Genomic DNA, 20,522 nt, shown 5'->3' with positions numbered 1-20,522 from the left:
AATTAGTTCCTCCTTAAGGAGTCCCAATTTCTTTCTCGCCGAGCCTGTGAGCGAAGCGAACAGCACCGAAGGTGAGGTAAGGGAGCTGCTTTAGGTTACTGATCAAGGTTTCATCTGTTTGGTTTTGATGAGGAGGTCAGCGATGTTTTCGAGTGAGAGAGTCATTAATCCAGCTTGTTTTCGTTTTTGTCGGTGGTTGAGGATAGTAGAGATTTGTTCGGGTCTGTAACCACGGGCTGAGAGGGTAGTGAGGTCTGTATTATTGTCAGGTTTTTTAGGTTTAGTTTTAGGATAACGCTGCGGTGCACCTGCGGTAGCAGGAGTGCGCCGCTCTGCTTGATCATTCGTTGTTTTAGAATGGGGAGAAGAGTTATAAGATAAATAACTATAACGGGATAGAGTATCAGAATTGAACTCGCGCTCATTAGTCCTAATTTGGGGCGTTTTCGTCGTCTCATTGCTAGGTTTTTGGGACGGTGCTTTATCCTCGTTTAAAGCGGTCTCTGAGGCATGTTTATCCCCTTCTGATTGTTCTTCTTTCTCGATAGCCGCGCCTAGCCGTTTAAGCGTTTCTGCCAGCTCACTGGGCTTCTCTTCCTTGTCCGCTTGACTGGCCGGACGTTGCGAACGTTGCCGAGCAAATATCTCATCGACCCAAGCTTCGGTGGGTAGGCTTTCGACCATGGCTTCAGTAGCAGCCTGATCCTCCGCTATGCGATAGGCGGTATCATCGGGCACAGGGGGCTTCTTACGGCGCATCACCCGATTGAAAGTCTCTCTTGCTATTTCCGGCCATGAGGCAGGCGACAAAAAGCCATAGGCATTGCTGACCTGTTTCCGGCGTGGCCCAGCCCCCTCGGTATCCAATTTTACCGAGCGTCTGATCCAGCGAATAAAACCACAATCGCGCATATCTTTAAGCGCCCTGATAATCGTCGCTCTGGCACAGCCCACCCGCTCACAAAGAAATTCTATCGAAGGATCTAGCCGCCCTGTCTTATAGTCAACCAATCGAAACATGATTTTCAAAATACGGACGGCCAACGGCCCCAGCGATTTAGTTTGAACTGAATACTGATCGACGGCCTCCAGATAGGCCCCGATCTCTTGCGGATTGACCGGCTTCCAGACTAAATGCTCCCGTTCACCGACTTCATAAGAGTCTCGATGCACCGGATCACGCATCGCCTTTCGACGTGCTCGCAAACGAATGCCGCTGCGCTCTAACGGATCACGAAAACGCGCTTCTGCTGTCTTGCGCGCAATGTCAGCCGCATCAATTTCGGATACGCCTTGCGCGATCAACTGCTGACAATATTCGACCTCGCTAAAGGGATTTTCAGCCGCCTGTTTGCGCTCGTGATAGGTTTTATTGGCCAGCCGTTCAGCCGTAGCGCCATCTACCCCTGAATCCTGTAATTCCCGCATGAATTTATAGGCGTCGAAGGGTTCTACTGGCGCCAATCTCGCCTCAGAAAGCGTTACAGAATGGGCCTCAGTATCAACCGTTATTTTAGAGGCGGGTATATCGGATTTTGCCAATAAGGCTTGAATTTCAGAGGGTTTCGTATTTTCGTCCGACACGCCTTCTTTTGCCTGAGCGCGTACCTGTTTGTACGCCTCTGCGGCCTGTTCTGCTAACGCTTTTGCATGGGCGTAGGACATGCCCGTCTGAACCAGCATAGCCCGATAAGTGCCCCGCTTGAAGCGGCCCAGTCTGTCCACAAAAGGATTGTCTTCAAAGGATAAAGAAGACGCAGGAGTAGTCACAGAAGCAGAAGAGGCAGTCATGGCAAGGGCTCCGGTCTCGGACGCAAAAAAACCACAGCGAAGATTCTCCGCTGTGGCAGGCCTGAAATTGAGAGGGAAAAATAGGGAAAGGTGGCGCCGGTTCTGATCACGGAACAAGCTTTCGGCTCATCGCCCGATCATTGACGATTTCATTAATCAGAATACGAATAGAATTTTCAGGATGGCCTTTGCGCGACCGGCTGACCGCAAGCTTGGCCTTCTTGATGTCGTATTTCTGGCCTTTCAGATCCCGATAAGCTTCGGCAATCTGGTCATCTAGACCCGCCTTTTCTTCTTCAAGGCTGATAATGGATTGGAGCTTTTCAGTCAGCTCTTCGGTCGCATGAATTGAACTCATAAGACAGTCTCTCCGATGAGAAGATAAGGGATTGCCGAAAAGGCCTCGGTCAGAAACCCAAGATTGAAACTGCTGGAAACAGAACAGGTCTTTTCCAAATAGGAAAGGCTGAAAAAACAAGGGATCATAAGGACGAGCCGAAATTTTCAATGAAGCCCGTCAAGCCTTCATTCGCTGAGGTTGCCGAACGCTTGATAATTTCAATAAGACTCAGTATTTCAGTATTAAATCTCATAAATTCATCTTTTGAGACATTTTCTAGCAAGGCATAAGAACGGGTCTCTTCTGCCTGACGAATACCATCCAAGCGTTCCATAAGCAGGCGAAGGCCGCATTCCATCTGCCCCATATAAAGATACATGGCATTGCTAATCTTCTGCTTGAATGCACTGATCTCGTGATCGACCAAGGCGGGCATATTTTCGGCTGTTTTAATTGTCATTTTGGCACAACTTCGGCTTCGATGATTTGGGAATATTCAGAGAGGCTTTGAAAAACTTTCGCTCTTGGTCAGAGCGCGGAAAGATCATTTGCAATAAGATACGATAGATATATCGCCTCATCACATTCGACATAGATATCCTTAATTTTGGACTAGACAGTGCCTGAAATCGCATACAGGAAAGAGGGGAATCTGGAAGAAAATCCGATTGGACAGCTGACTGCGGAATCATTCTACAAATCTTTACTAAGATTTACTAAAGCTTCACAAAAATATTTTTTATTGACTCTTGTTATACCAGACATGCTACCACCTGTTTTATGGATTCTTTAAGATTCGCCTGTAACTTAGATGTGGTTATTACAGATAATAACCATTTCAACAAGAAATTTTTATATATTTTTATAAATACTCATTATATTTTTAAAAAGACCATTATTTTTGGTCTCTTATTTGCTGCTTAGTAACTAGGCTGATTGTAAAATGCTGACTATGACGAGACATGCATCATCTGAAACAACAAAGATCGAAAAGGTGCGGCAATGGCTCCGCGAGGAAAGGAATTCCCGCGGCTGGAGTGCTAATAGACTAGCCAAAGAAGCCAAACTCTCGGCAGAAGCTCGCGGTAAAGTATCAGATATAAAACAACAAACCATATCTGCATTTGAAAATGGACAAACAAAGGGTATTCCAGAATGGGTAACTTTTGTAGCAGCAGCGTTTGAAGATCATCCAACGCCCTCAGTAATAAAGAATATTACTGAGTCAAAATGCACAGAAGCCTCGGTAAAATTACCTACGCAAACAGAACTCCGGAAAATGCTGCTCGGTTTGCTGGCACCGATGGAAATCGGAAGCCCTGACTCGTGGAATCTTAAACAAAAGATAGCGTCGTCACTTGCGCAAAGATTACCTATTGTGATGACTCAACCGCAGATATTCCATACAGATATTTGATATCGTTTCTTCCTGAATAACCAATATCTTTCACATATTGGTTATTTTCTAACTGAGAAGATTTTTATTCAGACTCAAAAGAGGCTATGCTTTTAAAGCGGTTGTAATATATGCCTGTTATGAAAAAGTCAGACCAAATCGATTACATCCGGAACTGGGTTCGGCAAGAACGCCTGTTGAGAGACTGGAGTACGCGAGTGCTGGCAGAGAAAGCTACAGAAGTAGCAAAAGCTAACAATGTTCAAATCGATTTGAAGCAGCAGTCTATTTCTTATTTAGAATTAGGACACATGAAGAGTATCCCAAACTGGCTGCAATTTGTTGAACAAGCCTTTGAAGAAAATCCGCCCAAATTATTGGGCAAAGTTTACCAAAAGCCTCAGAGTTTTGACTGCAACGGTAAAACTTTTTTACCTGATGAATCATCTCTAAAGAAAATATTAATTGGGCTGTTAGCTCCTATGGAAGATCATATTCCATGGGACTCTAAATATCGCATTGCATCCAGCTTAGCGAAAAATCTCCCCAAAGGCATAAAAGAAGTCGGGATGTTTTTAGGCTAAAACCTCAAACGACTGCAAAAAATAGATGACTTATCCCATTGGGTGAGATGGCAGCGCTTATTAAGAGGATGGAGCGCAAAACAGCTTGCTAATGAAGCAGTAAAATCTGCAAAAAAATAGGGCATGAATTACAGCTAAGACAACAGGCTGTTTCATTTCTGGAAAGCGGACGAATAAAAAGTATTCCCGTCTGGATTGAATATGTTGAACAAGCCTTTGAAGAAAATCCGCCGGAAGCAGCATCCTCGCATCTTGTTGGTCAAGCTGTTGGAACTAAAAGAAATTTAGAATACCGCATCAATGATTTGTGAATCATCTAAAATATAGCTGAATACTCAAGGTTTAAAAGCTAGGGTTGGCGAGTATTGGAGCCTGTTTTTTGGATAGGAACTGCAAACGGCTCTAGAGTCCAGATAAGCAATATAAGCATTTTCAAAAGACAGAACCATATAAGATCTATGGGAGTTGGGTCACTAATAACGCATAGACGGCTTAAAAAATAGGAATGACACTTTCTAAACTCTTATAAAAACGTTAGTATGAATTACATTGTCATTCACAAAGGAAATAGAAATGGCAGCTAATCAACTCGTACAAGCTCGGATTAATGGACAGATAAAACAAGAAGCTTCTGCTATTTTGGAAAGCATTGGTCTTACTGTATCCGATGCTGTCCGCATGATGCTAACAAAAGTCGTTCAAGAAAAAGCACTACCTTTTGAACCTCTTGTCCCAAATAAAAAGACCTTGGCGGCGATGAAAGATGCGCGTGCCGGTAAATTAAAAAAATTCAACAGTGTTCAATCTCTGATGGATGACCTTCATGCGGATGATTGAACGAACGTCTCAATTCAAACGCGATTATAAAAGAGAACTGAAGTCAGACGCACGATTAGATAAATATTTCATCCCTGTTATTACCGATCTAGCCAATGATATTGCGCTTGCTCCTCATTTGAAGGATCATCCGTTAACAAGTAATTGGAATGATCATAGAGAATGCCATATTAAGCCTAATTTACTTTTGATTTATCGAAAGCCGAATGAAGGCACGCTTCACTTGGTGTGACTGGGGTCACATTCAGAGTTGTTTTAAGTATTGATTGGCGAATAGGCCGCTCAGAAAGTTTTAAAGCAAATGGGTCTGCTCATGATTAAAATTGCTAATAAGCAACAACTTCCTTTTCCAGTCGAAATACCGACAGCAGAAACCCAAAAAGCTATTATTAAATTGAAATCAGGAAAAGGAAAAGCGTTTCAAAATGCGGATGCCTTGTTCAAGGATTTAGGTATTTAATGTATAGTTCCTAATCCGTAGGATAAAAGAAATGAGAACTGTATCTTGTTCAAAGTGGCAATCATTCGAATATTTTTATACTGCCGAATAAACAATTATAATCAGAAGATTGGGCGTTCAGAGCCTAAAAATGTTCCTTTTCTCCTTGATAATAGCTAACTTTGGTAAGAAGAACTTCGAGTTCTCGCACACGGACAGTTGATGTATTACCTTTAGCAAAAGCGTAGGCTTCTTCCAGCCCTTGGCTGATTTTTTTAAATGCGGATTCTTCTTTGATTACTTTAGACATACAATAGATCCTTTGTTATTTTATACATCTTTATATTAAAATATAACTATCTTATTCAACTCAACAAGAAGGACTTACTCTTTAGGAGAAAGGTTATCTTTTAATATATCAAGAATACTGATTGCTCTTTATCCGATAATATTAGACATGAGTTGTTATACGGATACTAAACTCGGCCAACCAGATGAACACTGTAAAATTAACGCCTGAACTGATGGCTCAAGCGATGGCTGAAGTCGATTGGGACAAAATTGATGCTATGACGGATGAGGATATCGAGAAGCAGATTGCCGATAATCCTGATGCTGCCCCTCTCTTGAATGAAAAATGGATAGATAGCTGGCAAATGAAGTCATCAAAGTCATAAAAAATCGAAGCATCTATCTTAACTTTAAAGTGAGATCACCCATTTATGGCCATATAGTTATCTTAGAAAATGCTCTCTTGTCTTATAGGTTTATCATGATTTATCATGACAGTTGATGTCAGCCCAATGTTCGAGGTGCATTATGACAACCCACGCACGCGAAAAATTCGCTACTCAGGTTAGTATGGATATACTGAATACGGTCAGGAATCTTGCGAAAAACGAGGGTAGACAAATTCAATCGTTAGTCGAAGAAGCCTTATCTGATCTGATCGAAAAGCGGAAATTGCATCAGCCGCGTAGCAGGGTCATGGAAATCTATCAGGCCAGCCACAAGAGCTTCGCGCCACTATATAAAAAACTCGCTGAATGAGTGACTTTATAACCCTTATTGAAGCTTTAGCCATCCATACCGATCAGATAGCTCGATATGGAGGATCATATGGAATCCGAGATAAAGGATTATTAGAGGCAGCGCTATTTCGTCCGCAAATTGGTTATTATGAAGATCTTATACAAGAAGCCGCTGCTCTTTGGGAAAGCCTTGCCCAAAATCATCCATTTATTGACGGTAACAAGCGCACTGCTTTTGCGGTTACCTATACATTCCTTGCTTTAAACGGTGTTGTTATTTCAGCAGAAGCCGAAACGGCTTATGCTTTCATCAGCCAGCTTTATGAAAAGAATAATTTTGCATTTGAAGTTTTAGATCACTGGCTTCGGCTAAATACAATTGGGCGTTCAGCTTGAAGGTTAAAATGACTTTAGCAGAAATCCGTCGTTCTGGAGGCCGTGTGGATCGGAAACGACTGGCTGCGACGACGGATGAAGATATCCTCCGGCAGGCGAAGGAAGATGGAACGGATGAAGAAATTATCTCCGGTGTGTATCCGATCGCAGCGACTGTCCGGCGCGCATTGGGTATGACCCAGAAAGCTATTGCTGATCTGATGGGGATACCGCTTGCCACTTGGCAAAATTGGGAACAGGGACGCGTTGCGCTTGATCCGGCAATCAGAACGTTGTTGAAGATTTTGTGGAAAGAGCCTGAGGCTATGCGACGAGCCGTAGCGGCTTAAAAAGCTATCCGTTAGGGAAAGGGAGTAAGATAACTTACTCCCTTTTTATTTTAAGCTGTTCACGACGTAGGCGCTGTATCTGACCACCGATGATCTGCTTTTCAGTAGGTAACAGAGCCGTGTCTGGATCAGAGGCAATCTACTGATCTATATCGGCATCCGTAGTGGCATCGACCTTTTCCCAGTCCACGCTTGCTAAAAGCTGTTTTTCCCAATCAGGGATCACTTCATTAGGTTCCACTTTTTAATCGCCTTTTCTTATAAACACAGCAGAATATCCTTTCTCTCACGAGACCATAGGCGGTCATTGTTTTTCGCTGTATTCTTTCCGTGTGTTTTGAATTCCAAAGCCATGTTGTTTAAGACGGCTATATGAAATATCTTCTGCTTTGTGCTTTAGCTTTTAGCACTCCGACATTCGCCAGTTACAGCCTATGCGATATTAATCTTGGACAGAAAGGATTCTGCCGTCCTCATTACTCTGGAAAAGCTGTGGTTTTGGACAAAAGCCGGTACAGTATGTGTGATATCAATCTTGGCCAAAAAGGCTTTTGCCATCCTAATTATTCCGGCCAAGTCGTGATCTTGGACAAAGGCCGATATAGTCTATGTGATATTAACCTCGGTCAGAAAACTTTCTGTCGTCCGAATTATTCAGGCAAGGCTGTCACAGAATAAAGCAACCTATTCATTGGTTACTTTGATAACGGGGGCATCAAAAGAAAACTGCATGAACTGCAATTTATTTTATGCCCATTCGAGAAAATTTCAGACTATCCCGTGACTATCTAAACAGCTTTCCAGCGCCCCACACCCTAGCATAGATATAGGCAAGACAGAGCCGTTTAGTCTCCCTTTTTGTCTAAAATTTACCAGATATTATACGGTAGAAGGTTGAGCAATATTATTACTAACAAATATAACTTATTTAATTAAACATTAAAATTTTAAGTGCAAGAACATGCCCAATTGGTTTGTATAACATTATTTCAGAAATGTTTTTCAGACCCCTTGCGTTCAGTTGCCGATCTTAGCTGTCCGAAATTTGCCCCCCTGTTTTTGCTCAAAGCTAGACAGCTCAAACATAGGCCATATGCCCTAAAATATGGGCTATAAAACGTCTTATCTCTAAAGATGACCCCGAATATACCCTCATCTCATTTCATCTCACTACTACTCATTTAAGCAGATTGACGGTTTCTAGCAAGATTAGACGACTAGATAGTTGGCTAATCAAGCTAATCAAGCAACAAAACGTCGAGGCATTATTCATAAAATTGAAAGCTCAGCACCTCATAAACCGCTTAGAAAACGGGCTACGGGTAGCCTTATAGACACGATATATTAAAGCCTAAGCGCTCAACAATTCTTGAACGATAGATGGGCGTTTATCGATCATACCCAACAATACACGTGCAGCACCAGTGGGACGACGACGACCTTGTTCCCATCCGAGAAGAGTCCCTTTGGAAACACCTATGCTTTTTGCAAATTCACTTTGAGAATAACCAATTTTTTTACGAAGCTGAGCTATATCAATAGTCAGAACTTCGATCTCCCACATGGGCAGTCGATTTATCCCCTTTAGCAAAGACATAGGCTTCACGCCAATATGGCTATCCGTTTCTACCAATTCGATTCCAAATGGTTATCAGCATAGATAAAAAGCTATATAGATAACAATCTATCTTAATATCATTCTATAATGATAGCATGATATATTTGTATTTTTCATATAAGCGTCTGATTTGCAATCAATTTTTCTATAATGAATATTATTTTCGCGCCGCTTCTCTTTTGCATTGCTATTCTTTTTAGCTTTGCGCCATACATGTTTTATCTCTTCTAAGCCCAAAGTTTACCCTTAAGCTTTTGCAATAAAATATTTGCCTATTACCGCGCGGATTGCATAAGTAAGACAAAATATAACAGAAATTGTCGCTATATACCTAAAGATCGGGAAATGAATTTTGGCTGTAGTGATACCTACCTGTTAAGCTATTATCCCCAGACCAACAAAACTCACTCATCACCTGTTTTATAAGGTCTGTCGCTTCTTGCTCATTAAACGAATAGTTACAGGCTTATACCCATATAAGCCTGTAACGGGATCAGAATAAAAATCCTTTTTCGTAGAACACTGGTTTTCTCTCTTCTCTATGACTGACCAGCCTTAAAGAACAGCAGAGTTCGTCTGTTATGCTGAATTCTAGTCATACCTCTAGCCAATGCTATAATGCTATAATGCTATAATGCTATAATGCTATAATGCTATAATGCTATAATGCTAGATAATCTCTCAGTAGCTTTTCCACAATTTTCGTCTCACTTATTTTTTGGCCAGTTTCGACTTGTTGATGCGCTACATGCAATTTGAGGGCATTGATAATATCAATCGGCAATCGAAAGATTTTTTGCTGTGTTTCGACTTTTTTGATCTCTGCTTTTGGCAGTCTTTTTTCAGCCTTATCTGCCCCCGCCCCATTTAAGAAATCATCTGGGTCTTTGGATAAGTGGAAATTACTGACATCAGGTTTACGTTTCATTCTATTCATGCTGTGATCTCTTCAAAGAACTGGTTTATCTCGGTAGTGGCAGCAGGGTCTTTCTTAATTTCAGATACAGTAGCGCCTTCGCCGATAGCACGTCGAAAAGCCACACGTTCACAAATTTGACTAGATAACACGGTCAGATTTTGATCTTTCAAAAACTGGAGCATCTCAGCGGAATCTTTTGTTCTCGGATCAATGCGAGAGAGTAAGATATGTATTGTTAAATCGGGATTATAATCACGGGCAATATCTATCACCTCTAACAGGTCAGATAAGGCTGCCGCATCCATATTAGAGGCTCCGACAGGAACAATAGCTCTCTGGCATAACAACAATGTCGATCTTAATCCGGATGTGTCTCGCCCACCGGCATCGATAACGGTATTCATAAAACCAGAAGATAAGTCGCGACCTTCGCTATAGACCGCTTTACCAGTGAGACAGGTTGTCGTTGGATTAAATGGATATTTTTGGTTACTATCGCGTCGCCATGCTGCCCAACTGGCAGAACTAGCCTGTGGATCGCCGTCAATGAGCAGAGTTTTTCCTCTACCGCTAAGGTAGGTTGCGAGATGGACAGCTATCGTCGTTTTGCCAACGCCCCCCTTTGTATTGACGACACCATAAATCATCTACGCACCTTTTTCATGACAGCTAGTTATAAAGATAATATGTTATCATGTTATCTTTATAATATTATATATATTTATCTAAAGAGAGCCTTTAATCTGCATAAAAACGCTTATTTATCTGTATATTATCCGAATTAATGCCTAACGGATTTTTTATAAATTTCTTTTCTATTACCAATTCTGATAACCAGAATCCGCATTACATTATCTTCAATATCGACAATAATGCGGTAATCGCCAATTCGATATTTCCATAAACTACCCAGCGTTGTCCCTTTTAAAGCAGCGCCTAATGACCTTGGATTATCCGATAATGCCAAACGTTCAGATAAAAATTTCAAGATACGCTTTGCGGGCTGTACCCCTAGTTTTCTTAACTCTTTTTGAGCGGCTGGATCGAATTCAATTTTCCAAGCCATATTCAACCATGACGTTATCTAAAGAAATGGTTTTGGTTTCTCCGGAACGAATTTTGATAGCACGTGCCTCGGCAAGATAGATATCTTCCAGTTCTTCTAGATGCTGAAGAATAGCTTCTCTTGCATAAAAAGTTTTTGTCCGCCCCGTGGCCTTCGCCAGTTCGCTTAGACGATCTTCAATTTCTTCTGGTAAACGAATTGCCAACATTTCAACACCTCTTTCGCTATACATATATAGCATAAATTCCGGAAATGCACACAAGAATTAGATAAAGATTCATTATTATATCAAACTATAATGCTATAATGCTATAATGCTATAATGCTATAATGCTATCAATCCAATAGTGTCGAAGACTACCCATTCAATATCTTGCAAGGGAGAGGAACTGCCTCAGTTGCCCCTCAAAGCGCGGAAATCAGGCTTATCTAATGGCTGTTTACGCCTACATCCTAGATACAAAGCTTGTTAAATGGGTATCCGAAAGGCGGATCATAATAGAAATATCATGATAATACTGAAGAAAGTTACAGGCTTGTATGGAATACTGTCCCGTTCAACAAAGCGAAATGAGCAAATCTTCTGTTACATCCGCTACCCATGTTCGACGTTTTCTTGGCGCTTCCGCAGGGAGATTATCATTCCCCGTGCTTGCATTTTTTTCGGGCCTTCTCCTAGAGAATTCTCCATGAGCATGAGGTTATACAGCCCTGATAATAACACCCATGTAATTTTCCTTCCTCGGGGCATGGGAGCCAGAAAACATCGACGCATGGATGTCTGACGAGCTCATGCCCCTGTTTTTTGTAGTGATCATTCTCGAAATTAAGAAAAAAATCATTTTCCGCTATCTCTCGTCACTAAAGCGCATTGCCCTTCCACTGGGAGCATGGGGTAGAATGATCGTGCCCACCTTGACGTATCGGCTAGTGGCAATGCGGCTGGGCTTTCCGTGTGGTAAAGGATGCTGTCTTCATATTGCCAATCATTTTTGCTCTCGACCAGCCTATTTATCGCGAACATGGCATTTTCCGGATTAGACTTTGTGATAGTAGCGAAATGAGTATCTGTGCCGGTAATGTCCTGTCTGCTCTGATTGGGTGACTCTGACTACGCTTTTTGTCTCAGCGCGACCGGATAAAAGATATCCGGCAACGGATGAGGTTCTATCCCCCAGAGCCGACATTCGGTTTTCCCTAAAAACAGACGGTCCTAGACAAGGATATGGTCGATCAGTCATTCGGTGAAAGAACACCGAAGCATGGTGACGAGGTCTCTGCGACGATAGACCTCGAAGAATGTCTCTACTGTTCCAGTACGAGACATCCCGAGTTTTCTCTATCAGAAATGTCCCAAATTACGAGCCCAGACGCACGAGCGCTTTGCCGGTGTTACCACCGCTGAACAGTGAGAAGAACGCTTCCGGTCCCTTCTCGAGACCATCGAAGATCGTATATCGGCTCTTGATCATCCCCTTGGAGACCCAGTACCCCATCTGAGCCAGACATTCGGTACGACGCGTCATGAAGTCTGTATTGATAAAACCCCGGATACTCAGACGCTTAGAGATGACCTTCGATAGGTTCGAAAATCCGTTCGGCTCATCGGAATTATACATCGCGATCATGCCGCAGATCGCGAAACGGGCGTTACGTTTTGCTACCCCTATTGCTGCATTGAGCTGCTCGCCACCGACGTTATCGAAATAGACGTCCACCCCGTCAGGGGCCACCTTGCGTAGCTTCTCCTCGAACTGTCCGGGTGATTTGTAGTCGATAGTGTAATCAGCGCCCAGCGATCGTACGAACTCGCATTTCTCGGCGCCACCTGCCGAACCAATAACGGTCATACCACGCAGCTTGGCAATCTGCACGACAAGAGATCCGACAGCACCAGCGGCAGCAGAGACGAATACAACATCGCCTGGTCGGGCTTCAGCTACGTCAAACAGACCGAAATAGGCCGTCATCCCGATCGTCCCCAGAACGTCAAGAAAATATTCGTCCTTCAGATCTCTATCCGGCAACGGAAGTGCATTTTCAGCCTTGAGGGTAGCGACGTCGCGCCAGCCCAGAAAATGGCTAACTCGATCACCCACCTTGAAACGATCGGAACGCGTTTCGATCACCTGGCCAACGGCAGCGCCCGTCATCGGCTCATTCAGACCGAAAGGCGCGATATAGCTATCTCCCTCATCCATGCGAGGGCGCATATAGGGGTCGACAGAGAAGAAATTGTTTTTGACCCTGATTTCTCCGTCATTCAACGGCCGATCAGGGATGTCCTTCAAGGTGAAATTCTCCAAGGTTGGAAACCCTTTCGGACGGGAAGCGAGAGTCCATGCACGGGACATCGATTTTTCCTTCATTACTGGTTAGAGAAAATCTATACCAGTAAAACAAAAGCTTCGTCAGAGGGGAACTAGTTCACATCATCTAGGGATGACCGCGACTTTATGTCCACTCATCTACCCTGCTTGAAGACTGTGTTTCTCCCAGATGGTTTCAGGTCGCCGAGACGTGCAGGCGCACATTGATGTTTCCGCGCGTCGCTTTGGAATAGAGGCAGACCTTGTGTTTGGCTTCGACCAGCTTTTGGGCTTCAGCGGCATCAATACCATGCACTTTGATATAAAGATCGATATCTAGGACATATCCTCCCTCGGAGGTCTACTGCCCCATACTAACCTCAGCCGAGGTCTTGCTGCCGGTCACATTCAGCTGCAACTGCCTAGCGACCATATCCAGCTATGATCAAGAGGCCAAAGTCGACGAGATAAGGAAAAAATCTAGACAACATGGAAGCAAGAAAAGGGTTATTTGAGCACCTCGCCGCCATTGAAGATGGTGTCATAAGATGCTGACTTATAAACCAAGTCAAGAAGGGGGAAAATTTGCTGATGCGACTATTTTATCAAGAAAAAATGGAGTTGGCGACACAGATGCATTCGTACAAAGGTTCAACATGGAGCTCAAGGCTCTAGAACTCACGAAATCAAAATTCTCCAAGGATCGAGTCCTCCATAATCCCTGTCTCAGAGGCAGCTCTCGAAATAGCATAACCAAAGTTCTGAATGAGAAAGAAAATCGGATTGTTTCTATTGCAGTATTCTTGGATAATGTCACGGACAAGAACAACCATACTCCGTTTATCTTTGACGATCCGATACCCTAGCGTGACCAAATCTATGAAGAAACCATGGTTTAAAGGCTAATCGATTTAGCTCAGGATAAACAGGTTAGTGTCTTTACTCACTGCCTATCTTTTCTTGGAACAGGCAGTTTTTTTCGGAGAGAAAGAGCATCAAGGCAGATATTATAAACATTCGTTCAGCGGAATGGAAAACAGGGAAGCCAGTAGTGCTCCATGGATAGCAATTGAGCACTGCGGGCAAGACAGAAAAACCTTGCCCGTTGATCCCCTTCTTATGTTTTCTTACTTACTGATTGGAATGTGGGAAAACCAGTTTTAGGACACAGAGGCATACACCGGATGTAGGTTTCTGTAGCATCGTTTGGGCCTATATCCCAAAAACCCAATTTATATATAGTACGTGAATTATATTCACAAATCTGATAACTATTCTATAATACCAACAATACTTTCCCATACTCGCATATGAATTTTACCATCCTCAATTTTGTTCCTATCCATATTGCTCGCAACAACGCGTTTTATTGCTTTCACCTCAGGAAAAGAAATCCATTTTTCATCATTTGAAAAATTCAGAATAATCAGAGCTGTGTAGGTGGAATCTACCCGGATGTAAGCGTAAATTAGCTGGTTATCTGGAGAAATATCTCTATATTTTCCATGTACAAGAACTGGAAATAGTTTCCTTATCTGGATCATTCTCTTGTAAAAAGAAAGAACAGATTTTGGGTCAGAAGATTCAGTAGAACAGTTGACTGTGTGCAAGTTCGGATTAACGGGCATCCAGGGTTTCACTGAAGAAAATCCAGCGTTAGGCCCATTATCCCATTGCATGGGGGTTCTAGCGTTATCCCGGGTTGTTGTCGCTAGATTTTTAAGCATCTCCTGAGACGAGATTCTTCCAGCTTTAACCTGTAAGCGCCATTCATTATGCGCAAATACATCCCCGAACTGATCGATCTGAACGGGAAATTAGTCATGCCTATTTCCTGCCCTTGGTAGATAAATGGCGTACCACGCAGGGAAAGCATCATCGTTGCAAGGAGTTTCGCTGAGCGATCTCTGTATTCGGGTAATTGCGAACCAAAACGTGATACTGATCGTGGGTAGTCATGATCTTCCAGCCACACGACGGGCCACGTTGCGGGGTGATCGTCAAAGCTATTGTCACAATTAAATGCTCGCAGGTCGCTTAGCACTACAGTTGTTTTTTGAGATGAGAGACATAAGCAGTTGCCTGATGAGTTCTTCGAAAGCGTGACCAATGGAGGATATAGTCGAGGGAAATTTGTCTCTGTGTCAATCTGACGATAAGGCGCCTGATTTCCTGAATGGACCATCGGATCAGGCTTTATAAACGTTTTATAATCTTTTTTTTGGTGTTCTGGCATTTGCTTGTACCCTTACACCGGTCATCAGAGCATAGGCCATCATGACGAGGGATACGTGACGATGCCAGCCATGCCATGAGCGGGTTTCATTGTGATCGAGGCCGAATTCATTTTTGGCTGTTTTGAAACCTTCTTCGATCCGCCAGCGCGTTCCCTCGACCTGAACGAACTTTTCAAGCGTTGTTCTAGCAGGGCACCAGACAGTGAAATAGGCGTTTTTTCCGGCATTCAGTAGATGCGCGATTTATTGTCAATGGCATGAAGTTCTATACGCAAACGCTACAGTTCCTGTTCCATGCATCTAGGTATCAAGAGCGAGTGTGCGAGAAACCAGTCAGAAAGAGAATTTTGGAAAGAATAACTGGATAGCGCCTTGTTTTTGACTGGCGCCGCCTTTCATTACAGAAGAAACGAAATGCTAGTTATGCCTCACTCTATTTTTAGCTGAAGCGGTTCATAATATGATTATAACCTAAACTGCCATGGAATACTTTTTTAGCTTTTATTCTTTGGCCGCTACAGCCTTATTTTTTCTGTAGAAGGGCTATGAATTCCCTGATTATAGTTGATGTGGTATCAAAACTCGTAAAACATCAAGAAAATCGTTTTTTTCATTGTACCCTTAGTGTCCGGTTAACCAACCCTAGCCCTCGCGCCATAGGTGTTGCTTTTTACGCAATTTTTAGTCGGGTGCAAGATAGTAAATATCCCGTGAAATAGAGATGAAAACACAAAGTTTTTTAGAAAAATGCCAGTTTTCCTTGTTCGCAAAATTACGCAGGCTCAACGCATTTTTGAAAGCGTAAAAAAGAGTAAAAACTGCTTATTTTCTTAAAACCATGGAAAGCAAACTGCTATCAAATAAAATTATTGATGCTAACTGCGAGATCGTTTCTCGGTAGATATTATTGGTAATATTTGAGATTAAAAATTTAGGGAGATAAGAATTTAAAGATTCTGATCACTGCATTAGTCTATAAAAATTTATTGCTGGTTTGGGCACCAAGGAACCGCAATGTTATTTTATCTTGCCAAAATATTAAATTTGGCTGCCCGTTCGATGCATATTTGAGAGGTTTTTCGATTAATGCCTCTGCAATTGCATCCAATACTTTTATTCCCTACCTAAACTGTAGGAAATTCACCACCATGTTTTACACATTCTATCTACTTACCCGTCTTTTTGAATATATTGGAAATCTTGAATAAGTAAGTCAGGACCTACTAAATTCTTTTTTATCTTTCGGAAGTAACTATACAGAATTTTTGACAGTCACAGTCAATACTTCAATATCATATTTCATATATCAGAAGTTCGAATCTCAATACTTGGGTTGAATAGCATAAATGAATGGCATGTGATAACTGTGAATAATATATTGGCGGTCATAACAATCATCAAGGTAATTTTCATACCTGTTAGAATTTTTTCTAGAGCCGAACAAAAGTCATTCGAATATAATTAGATGTCACAAGGAAGGAAAAGTTTTGCTGGATCAAACATTTTCTGCACATAATCTTCGAAAAATATCAGAGCAGGAAAAAAGAAAGGGACGGATTCGAGATTTAATCTATTTCAAAGAAGTTAAAAGAAAGACTGAAGAACTGAAGTCTGCTATTCAAGTTACAAAAGACTTTAGACACCGTCATCGAGGTAAATACTCGACTGATAAACAATCAGAATTCAATATTATTAAGGAAATTAGAGAAGAAAAACGAAAAGAAAGAGATGATCTCCTTCTTAAAGGACTTGAAGATGTTTCGCGGGTTATTAACCGAAAAAATTTTGAAATTAGTTTTACTAAAAAGAGCGGTCCCAATGGAAAGCCTGTCTACGTTATAGATAAAAATCAGCCAGATCAACTCTATGCACTTAAAAAACTAGAGGCAAATATTGCAGCTATTTACAAGGTTCGTCCACAAAATCGCAATCAAATAATGGATCAGCTTATCGGCATTCTCTCCAGTAGGTTTAATTATCATGTAATTCGCACTGACATAACAAGTTTCTTTGAAACTATTCCCCACGACCGATTGCTCGGTAAGCTTAAGGCAGATCAACTTTTAAGCCAAAAATCAATGCGTATTACAGAAAAAATTCTTTTTCTTTATGCGGATTTAGCTTTAACACCAGGAAAAGGATTACCAAGAGGGTTAGGTATAAGTTCATATCTATCTGAACTCTATATGAGAGATTTTGATCAAAAGATAAAAAGTCTTCCTGATACAGTATTTTATGCCAGATATGTGGATGACATTGTTATTCTTTTCGCACCACTTCCAGGCTCGGATGTCAGCACAAAAAAAGAAGAAATAAAAAATCATCTCCTTTCCTTTTCTCTCTCGATGAATCTCAAAAAAACAGAAGAGTCTCCATTAGATGATGATGGGCATCCGCGATCCAGATCAGGATGGTCTTTTGAATACTTAGGCTACAAGTTAGATTTTGGTTCTGATTTGTCTGTTACGATGAGTAAAAAGAGATTGGATCGGTATAAAAAGAGAATTTGTGTGTCTTTTGATCGATATCAAAGTCAAAAAACAAAAAATTCAAAGCATGCATACCGACTTTTGATCAAAAGAGTTCGCTTTCTTACATCAAACACGCAACTAACGCACAATAAGAGCAATGCTTATGTAGGAATATATTTTAATAATAGACATCTTAATAAATATAAAGATCTTAAAGCTCTTGATAATTTCTTAGGCATTAAAATACAACAAATTTTGAGCCCATCACTTAGAAGAAAGTTAAATCAGTATTCTTTTGAGGCAGGATTTAAAGAAAAAAACTTTAGACGATTCCATAAAAAGGATGAGTTTAAAGAGATAGTGAAAGCATGGAAATATGAAAAATAAAAGAAGAAGGCTTAAACTTGATCCTAAAGCCAGATATCAAAGACCTGTTGCTACTGATATACTACCATTTGAGGTTCCACCATCATTCTCGAATTTAGGATTCTTTTCCTTTCTTGCAAAATTAAATGTAAAGATATCCACATGGTGTAACAGTCAGACTGTAAGGTGGATATCTGATAATAATCAGTATGATGATATTATATTTATTTTGTTTGGAACCCAAAAACAGGACGAAAAAAATTTTCGTACGTATCCAGAGAAAGTCGATGGAAAAACTTATTTGATAAGAGAATCAATAATCCCTCCTAAATGGACAATTCCTTTTAATTTCCGTATTTCTCACAAAGAAACTTCATTTCGTCAGCTTTCAGTTATTCATCCAAAAAATCAGGTCTTTGTTGCCGACTTTTACTATAAAAATTCTTCAGAATTACTGTACCACTGTACCAAAAGTAATTTTTCAATTCGATTTCCTTCCTCTGTTGCAAAAACAGTTAGGTTTAAAGATAGGCTATTCTATGAAAAAAAGGGTGGCTACCAGGATTCTATTGAAGAGGTTGAAAGAGAATATGAAGGAGCAGGATCTTTTTTTGCTTATGAAAAGTATAGTAATATATTCAAATTCTATGAAAGTTATGTATATCTGAATGCGGAAAGAAAATTCCGTACATTGCTGAAACTTGATATTTCCAGCTGTTTTGATAGTATTTATACGCACTCTATGACGTGGGCAACTGTAGGGCAGGAGTTCGCTAAGGAAAATATACAATACTTAAAATCTATGTTCGGTAGTAAATTTGACAAACTTCTCAGTGAGATGAATAGAGGGGAAACAAACGGTATTGTTATCGGACCAGAATTTTCTCGAATATTTGCTGAAATTATTTTACAGGATGTCGACAGAAAACTGGAAAAAATGCTTCTATTAAATCATAATATCACAAATCGCGTTGATTATGAAATTTTCCGGTATGTTGACGACTACTTTGTATTTTACAGCAGCGAAGATATCGCAAAATATGTCAAGCAGCATCTTTCTGAACTTCTGAAAGAAGTTAAGCTTACTTTAAGCTCAGAAAAAACTAAGACTTATGATCGTCCTATCATTACACCGCTTACAATTGCAAAGAATAAAATTAGCGACTGTCTTGCAAGAAGGATCATTACGAATATTGCTCAAAAAGAAAATCCAGATGGTGGTAAAGATATAAATTGTTTTAGTGTTAAAGTTCAAAAAAATAGCCTTATTACAGAATTTAAAACTGCTATTAAAGAGAGTGATATTCAATATAAAGATGTCCTCAATTATACTTTGGCCGCGATAGAAAGAAAAATAAATTTTATTTTCAGAAAATTTAAATCTAATCATAATGATCACAAAAATTATAAGGAACTAGCTCAGGCTATCCTTAGCTTGATAGAATTTTCAACTTTTATTTATGCTGCACAACCTAGAGTCAATTTTACGGTTCGATTGACAAGAATCGTTTCTATTATAGTAGATAATTTTCATGAGTTGAAAGTTGACCCCGAATTGAAAGATCAGGTTTTTAAGTACATTTTTGATAGCTTAAATCGGCACATAAAGCATACTCCCCATGATCATTTTCATGAAGTAGAAATTTTATATTTGCTACTGGCGTTGAAAAAGTTGGGACGTAATTATCAAGTTACCGAAGAGAATGTTACAAAATTTATTGGTATTGAAATAAATAAAAAAGATGATTCAAGACCTCCGATGAATTATTTCTCTATATCAGTATGTCTCTTATACATTAGAAATAAAAAAAAATATAATAAACTTCGGATGTTTCTTGAAAATGAAATAAAAAATAAATTTTTGGATAGAAAAGCTTATTTGAAAACTGATGCAGAATTGATAATTGCAATGCTTGATCTCCAATGCTGTCCTTTTATTTCAGATGAGCTTAAAAAAGAATTGGCCTCTTATTACGAGGTTGAAGAAAATAGAAGATCTTTTTTATCCGAAGCTGTTCCATACTGGTTTACGCATTGGGAAGAATTTGATTTGTCTTTAGCACTTGACAAGAAGCGGGCTTGCGAGGTTTACTAGTAAGTAGGGCAGCGTCCAAACTAGGTTTTTCCTAGATTGTGTTTTAGCTTGAAAAGCAATCTGAAATACACACACAAGCTCCTTATCCTACTGTGCCTATGAACGGTATTAGGATTGCGTTGGTGGTCGGGGCGCGCCATCGGCGCGCCGCTTCTGCTGAGTGATTTAACGTGGCCATTACTCAGCAGGTGGCAATGAACTATTTTAACAGGAGCCGTATAGGTCTATTTTACTTGTACGGGATATATCCAGTCTCAAAAAATCTATATGCACCTAAACTTTAAATAGCCGAAAAAGA

24 protein-coding genes and 2 pseudogenes are annotated in these 20,522 nt (G+C 40.8%); 12 read left to right on the top strand and 14 right to left on the bottom strand.

The features are described 5' to 3' along the window. Positions 1 to 102: 102 nt before the first annotated feature. The 3 genes from ZYMOP_RS09180 to ZYMOP_RS09170 form a co-directional block, all read right to left on the bottom strand. Positions 103 to 1,791: a helix-turn-helix domain-containing protein gene (locus ZYMOP_RS09180; protein ID WP_013945659.1), complete on the bottom strand. Its 1,689-nt coding sequence runs from the start codon at positions 1,789 to 1,791 to the stop codon at positions 103 to 105. A 106-nt stretch (positions 1,792 to 1,897) separates the two neighbouring features. Beyond that, positions 1,898 to 2,149: a GapR family DNA-binding domain-containing protein gene (locus tag ZYMOP_RS09175; protein WP_013945658.1), complete on the bottom strand. Its 252-nt coding sequence runs from the start codon at positions 2,147 to 2,149 to the stop codon at positions 1,898 to 1,900. Positions 2,150 to 2,273: 124 nt separating this feature from the next. Further along, positions 2,274 to 2,591 (bottom strand): hypothetical protein, encoded by a 318-nt coding sequence (locus ZYMOP_RS09170; RefSeq protein WP_013945657.1) that lies wholly within the window; start codon positions 2,589 to 2,591, stop codon positions 2,274 to 2,276. Between the two features lie 483 nt (positions 2,592 to 3,074). Here ZYMOP_RS09170 and ZYMOP_RS09165 point away from each other — a divergent pair, with 483 nt between their 5' ends. The 5 genes from ZYMOP_RS09165 (at position 3,075) to ZYMOP_RS09480 (ending at position 5,408) form a co-directional block, all read left to right on the top strand. Continuing rightward, positions 3,075 to 3,548 carry a helix-turn-helix domain-containing protein gene (locus ZYMOP_RS09165; protein ID WP_013945656.1) on the top strand — a complete coding sequence of 158 codons (474 nt, stop codon included), beginning with the start codon at positions 3,075 to 3,077 and terminating at the stop codon, positions 3,546 to 3,548. Positions 3,549 to 3,658: 110 nt separating this feature from the next. Next, on the top strand, positions 3,659 to 4,111 hold the full coding sequence (locus ZYMOP_RS09160) for a hypothetical protein (protein WP_013945655.1): 453 nt from the start codon (positions 3,659 to 3,661) through the stop codon (positions 4,109 to 4,111). A gap of 573 nt (positions 4,112 to 4,684) precedes the next feature. Beyond that, complete coding sequence (locus ZYMOP_RS09155) at positions 4,685 to 4,948, top strand: type II toxin-antitoxin system RelB/DinJ family antitoxin (protein WP_013945654.1); 264 nt, start codon at positions 4,685 to 4,687, stop codon at positions 4,946 to 4,948. Beyond that, entirely contained in the window at positions 4,935 to 5,180 is a 246-nt protein-coding gene (locus ZYMOP_RS09150; protein WP_013945653.1) for a type II toxin-antitoxin system YafQ family toxin, read from the top strand. Before ZYMOP_RS09155 ends, ZYMOP_RS09150 begins: the two co-directional genes overlap by 14 nt. Positions 5,181 to 5,261: 81 nt before the next feature. Further along, the gene (locus ZYMOP_RS09480) at positions 5,262 to 5,408 is read left to right on the top strand and encodes a hypothetical protein (RefSeq protein ID WP_162094009.1); all 147 of its coding nucleotides are present in this window, start codon (positions 5,262 to 5,264) and stop codon (positions 5,406 to 5,408) included. A 124-nt stretch (positions 5,409 to 5,532) separates the two neighbouring features. Here the strand turns inward: ZYMOP_RS09480 and ZYMOP_RS09475 are convergent, their stop codons facing one another. Next, on the bottom strand, positions 5,533 to 5,697 hold the full coding sequence (locus tag ZYMOP_RS09475; protein ID WP_013945652.1) for a hypothetical protein: 165 nt from the start codon (positions 5,695 to 5,697) through the stop codon (positions 5,533 to 5,535). A gap of 184 nt (positions 5,698 to 5,881) precedes the next feature. On the opposite strand from ZYMOP_RS09475, the gene ZYMOP_RS09140 reads away from it, so the two are divergent. From ZYMOP_RS09140 to ZYMOP_RS09125, 4 genes are all read left to right on the top strand, one after another. Then, positions 5,882 to 6,064, top strand: coding sequence for a hypothetical protein (locus ZYMOP_RS09140; protein ID WP_013945651.1), 183 nt, complete (start codon positions 5,882 to 5,884; stop codon positions 6,062 to 6,064). Positions 6,065 to 6,206: 142 nt separating this feature from the next. Beyond that, complete coding sequence (locus ZYMOP_RS09135) at positions 6,207 to 6,437, top strand: hypothetical protein (protein WP_013945650.1); 231 nt, start codon at positions 6,207 to 6,209, stop codon at positions 6,435 to 6,437. Continuing rightward, the gene (locus ZYMOP_RS09130) at positions 6,434 to 6,814 is read left to right on the top strand and encodes a type II toxin-antitoxin system death-on-curing family toxin (RefSeq protein WP_013945649.1); all 381 of its coding nucleotides are present in this window, start codon (positions 6,434 to 6,436) and stop codon (positions 6,812 to 6,814) included. The genes ZYMOP_RS09135 and ZYMOP_RS09130 overlap by 4 nt, the downstream gene beginning before the upstream one ends. An 8-nt stretch (positions 6,815 to 6,822) precedes the next feature. Further along, positions 6,823 to 7,143 (top strand): helix-turn-helix domain-containing protein, encoded by a 321-nt coding sequence (locus ZYMOP_RS09125; RefSeq protein WP_013945648.1) that lies wholly within the window; start codon positions 6,823 to 6,825, stop codon positions 7,141 to 7,143. Between the two features lie 1,351 nt (positions 7,144 to 8,494). On the opposite strand, the gene ZYMOP_RS09115 is transcribed toward ZYMOP_RS09125, so the two are convergent. From ZYMOP_RS09115 to relB, 5 genes are all read right to left on the bottom strand, one after another. Continuing rightward, on the bottom strand, positions 8,495 to 8,707 hold the full coding sequence (locus tag ZYMOP_RS09115; protein ID WP_420906722.1) for a helix-turn-helix domain-containing protein: 213 nt from the start codon (positions 8,705 to 8,707) through the stop codon (positions 8,495 to 8,497). 715 nt (positions 8,708 to 9,422) lie between these two features. Next, positions 9,423 to 9,698, bottom strand: a complete 276-nt coding sequence (locus ZYMOP_RS09110) for a hypothetical protein (RefSeq protein ID WP_013945645.1) — start codon at positions 9,696 to 9,698, stop codon at positions 9,423 to 9,425. Next, positions 9,695 to 10,327, bottom strand: a complete 633-nt coding sequence (locus ZYMOP_RS09105; RefSeq protein WP_013945644.1) for a ParA family protein — start codon at positions 10,325 to 10,327, stop codon at positions 9,695 to 9,697. The genes ZYMOP_RS09110 and ZYMOP_RS09105 overlap by 4 nt, the downstream gene beginning before the upstream one ends. A 134-nt stretch (positions 10,328 to 10,461) precedes the next feature. Continuing rightward, on the bottom strand, positions 10,462 to 10,746 hold the full coding sequence (locus ZYMOP_RS09100; protein ID WP_013945643.1) for a type II toxin-antitoxin system RelE family toxin: 285 nt from the start codon (positions 10,744 to 10,746) through the stop codon (positions 10,462 to 10,464). Beyond that, complete coding sequence (gene relB, locus ZYMOP_RS09095; protein ID WP_013945642.1) at positions 10,730 to 10,954, bottom strand: type II toxin-antitoxin system RelB family antitoxin; 225 nt, start codon at positions 10,952 to 10,954, stop codon at positions 10,730 to 10,732. The genes ZYMOP_RS09100 and relB overlap by 17 nt, the downstream gene beginning before the upstream one ends. A 569-nt stretch (positions 10,955 to 11,523) precedes the next feature. Between relB and ZYMOP_RS09380 the strand changes: the two genes are divergently transcribed. Continuing rightward, the gene (locus tag ZYMOP_RS09380) at positions 11,524 to 11,787 is read left to right on the top strand and encodes a Na+/H+ antiporter NhaA (protein WP_080558593.1); all 264 of its coding nucleotides are present in this window, start codon (positions 11,524 to 11,526) and stop codon (positions 11,785 to 11,787) included. A 317-nt stretch (positions 11,788 to 12,104) separates the two neighbouring features. Here ZYMOP_RS09380 and ZYMOP_RS09090 read toward each other — a convergent pair whose 3' ends face one another. The 5 genes and pseudogenes from ZYMOP_RS09090 to ZYMOP_RS09375 all read right to left on the bottom strand — a co-directional run. Next, positions 12,105 to 13,100, bottom strand: a complete 996-nt coding sequence (locus tag ZYMOP_RS09090; RefSeq protein ID WP_013945641.1) for an NADP-dependent oxidoreductase — start codon at positions 13,098 to 13,100, stop codon at positions 12,105 to 12,107. Positions 13,101 to 13,251: 151 nt separating this feature from the next. Further along, positions 13,252 to 13,407: pseudogene (locus ZYMOP_RS09715) on the bottom strand (OsmC family protein); the annotation flags it as partial. 919 nt (positions 13,408 to 14,326) lie between these two features. Beyond that, the gene (locus tag ZYMOP_RS09075) at positions 14,327 to 14,782 is read right to left on the bottom strand and encodes an alpha-amylase family glycosyl hydrolase (RefSeq protein ID WP_049778897.1); all 456 of its coding nucleotides are present in this window, start codon (positions 14,780 to 14,782) and stop codon (positions 14,327 to 14,329) included. Next, positions 14,767 to 15,291 (bottom strand): alpha-amylase family glycosyl hydrolase, encoded by a 525-nt coding sequence (locus tag ZYMOP_RS09270; protein ID WP_049778896.1) that lies wholly within the window; start codon positions 15,289 to 15,291, stop codon positions 14,767 to 14,769. The genes ZYMOP_RS09075 and ZYMOP_RS09270 overlap by 16 nt, the downstream gene beginning before the upstream one ends. Further along, positions 15,263 to 15,514 (bottom strand): annotated as a pseudogene (locus ZYMOP_RS09375) (transposase); the annotation flags it as partial. The pseudogene ZYMOP_RS09375 and the gene ZYMOP_RS09270, both read right to left, overlap by 29 nt. A gap of 1,265 nt (positions 15,515 to 16,779) precedes the next feature. Here ZYMOP_RS09375 and drt3a point away from each other — a divergent pair. Together drt3a and drt3b are read left to right on the top strand one after the other, a co-directional pair. Beyond that, positions 16,780 to 18,150 (top strand): antiviral reverse transcriptase Drt3a, encoded by a 1,371-nt coding sequence (gene drt3a / locus ZYMOP_RS09070; protein ID WP_013945640.1) that lies wholly within the window; start codon positions 16,780 to 16,782, stop codon positions 18,148 to 18,150. Continuing rightward, positions 18,140 to 20,224, top strand: a complete 2,085-nt coding sequence (gene drt3b, locus ZYMOP_RS09065) for an antiviral reverse transcriptase Drt3b (protein WP_013945639.1) — start codon at positions 18,140 to 18,142, stop codon at positions 20,222 to 20,224. Before drt3a ends, drt3b begins: the two co-directional genes overlap by 11 nt. Positions 20,225 to 20,522: the final 298 nt, after the last annotated feature.

Origin of the sequence: Zymomonas mobilis subsp. pomaceae ATCC 29192, from assembly GCF_000218875.1 — a bacterium.
GTDB classification, from domain to species: Bacteria; Pseudomonadota; Alphaproteobacteria; order Sphingomonadales; family Sphingomonadaceae; genus Zymomonas; species Zymomonas pomaceae.
Note: the sequence above shows the minus strand (reverse complement) of the source record. Positions and strands in the feature narration are given on the sequence as shown.

Excerpts from the sequence above, each read along its gene's own strand:
- ZYMOP_RS09180 (WP_013945659.1), bottom strand. The coding sequence starts at position 1,791 with ATGACTGCCTCTTCTGCTTCTGTGACTACTCCTGCGTCTTCTTTATCC.
- ZYMOP_RS09175 (WP_013945658.1), bottom strand. The coding sequence starts at position 2,149 with ATGAGTTCAATTCATGCGACCGAAGAGCTGACTGAAAAGCTCCAATCC.
- ZYMOP_RS09170 (WP_013945657.1), bottom strand. The coding sequence starts at position 2,591 with ATGACAATTAAAACAGCCGAAAATATGCCCGCCTTGGTCGATCACGAG.
- ZYMOP_RS09165 (WP_013945656.1), top strand. The coding sequence starts at position 3,075 with ATGCTGACTATGACGAGACATGCATCATCTGAAACAACAAAGATCGAA.
- ZYMOP_RS09160 (WP_013945655.1), top strand. The coding sequence starts at position 3,659 with ATGCCTGTTATGAAAAAGTCAGACCAAATCGATTACATCCGGAACTGG.
- ZYMOP_RS09155 (WP_013945654.1), top strand. The coding sequence starts at position 4,685 with ATGGCAGCTAATCAACTCGTACAAGCTCGGATTAATGGACAGATAAAA.
- ZYMOP_RS09150 (WP_013945653.1), top strand. The coding sequence starts at position 4,935 with ATGCGGATGATTGAACGAACGTCTCAATTCAAACGCGATTATAAAAGA.
- ZYMOP_RS09480 (WP_162094009.1), top strand. The coding sequence starts at position 5,262 with ATGATTAAAATTGCTAATAAGCAACAACTTCCTTTTCCAGTCGAAATA.
- ZYMOP_RS09475 (WP_013945652.1), bottom strand. The coding sequence starts at position 5,697 with ATGTCTAAAGTAATCAAAGAAGAATCCGCATTTAAAAAAATCAGCCAA.
- ZYMOP_RS09140 (WP_013945651.1), top strand. The coding sequence starts at position 5,882 with ATGAACACTGTAAAATTAACGCCTGAACTGATGGCTCAAGCGATGGCT.
- ZYMOP_RS09135 (WP_013945650.1), top strand. The coding sequence starts at position 6,207 with ATGACAACCCACGCACGCGAAAAATTCGCTACTCAGGTTAGTATGGAT.
- ZYMOP_RS09130 (WP_013945649.1), top strand. The coding sequence starts at position 6,434 with ATGAGTGACTTTATAACCCTTATTGAAGCTTTAGCCATCCATACCGAT.
- ZYMOP_RS09125 (WP_013945648.1), top strand. The coding sequence starts at position 6,823 with ATGACTTTAGCAGAAATCCGTCGTTCTGGAGGCCGTGTGGATCGGAAA.
- ZYMOP_RS09115 (WP_420906722.1), bottom strand. The coding sequence starts at position 8,707 with ATGTGGGAGATCGAAGTTCTGACTATTGATATAGCTCAGCTTCGTAAA.
- ZYMOP_RS09110 (WP_013945645.1), bottom strand. The coding sequence starts at position 9,698 with ATGAATAGAATGAAACGTAAACCTGATGTCAGTAATTTCCACTTATCC.
- ZYMOP_RS09105 (WP_013945644.1), bottom strand. The coding sequence starts at position 10,327 with ATGATTTATGGTGTCGTCAATACAAAGGGGGGCGTTGGCAAAACGACG.
- ZYMOP_RS09100 (WP_013945643.1), bottom strand. The coding sequence starts at position 10,746 with ATGGCTTGGAAAATTGAATTCGATCCAGCCGCTCAAAAAGAGTTAAGA.
- relB (WP_013945642.1), bottom strand. The coding sequence starts at position 10,954 with ATGTTGGCAATTCGTTTACCAGAAGAAATTGAAGATCGTCTAAGCGAA.
- ZYMOP_RS09380 (WP_080558593.1), top strand. The coding sequence starts at position 11,524 with ATGTCTGACGAGCTCATGCCCCTGTTTTTTGTAGTGATCATTCTCGAA.
- ZYMOP_RS09090 (WP_013945641.1), bottom strand. The coding sequence starts at position 13,100 with ATGTCCCGTGCATGGACTCTCGCTTCCCGTCCGAAAGGGTTTCCAACC.
- ZYMOP_RS09075 (WP_049778897.1), bottom strand. The coding sequence starts at position 14,782 with ATGCTTAAAAATCTAGCGACAACAACCCGGGATAACGCTAGAACCCCC.
- ZYMOP_RS09270 (WP_049778896.1), bottom strand. The coding sequence starts at position 15,291 with ATGCCAGAACACCAAAAAAAAGATTATAAAACGTTTATAAAGCCTGAT.
- drt3b (WP_013945639.1), top strand. The coding sequence starts at position 18,140 with ATGAAAAATAAAAGAAGAAGGCTTAAACTTGATCCTAAAGCCAGATAT.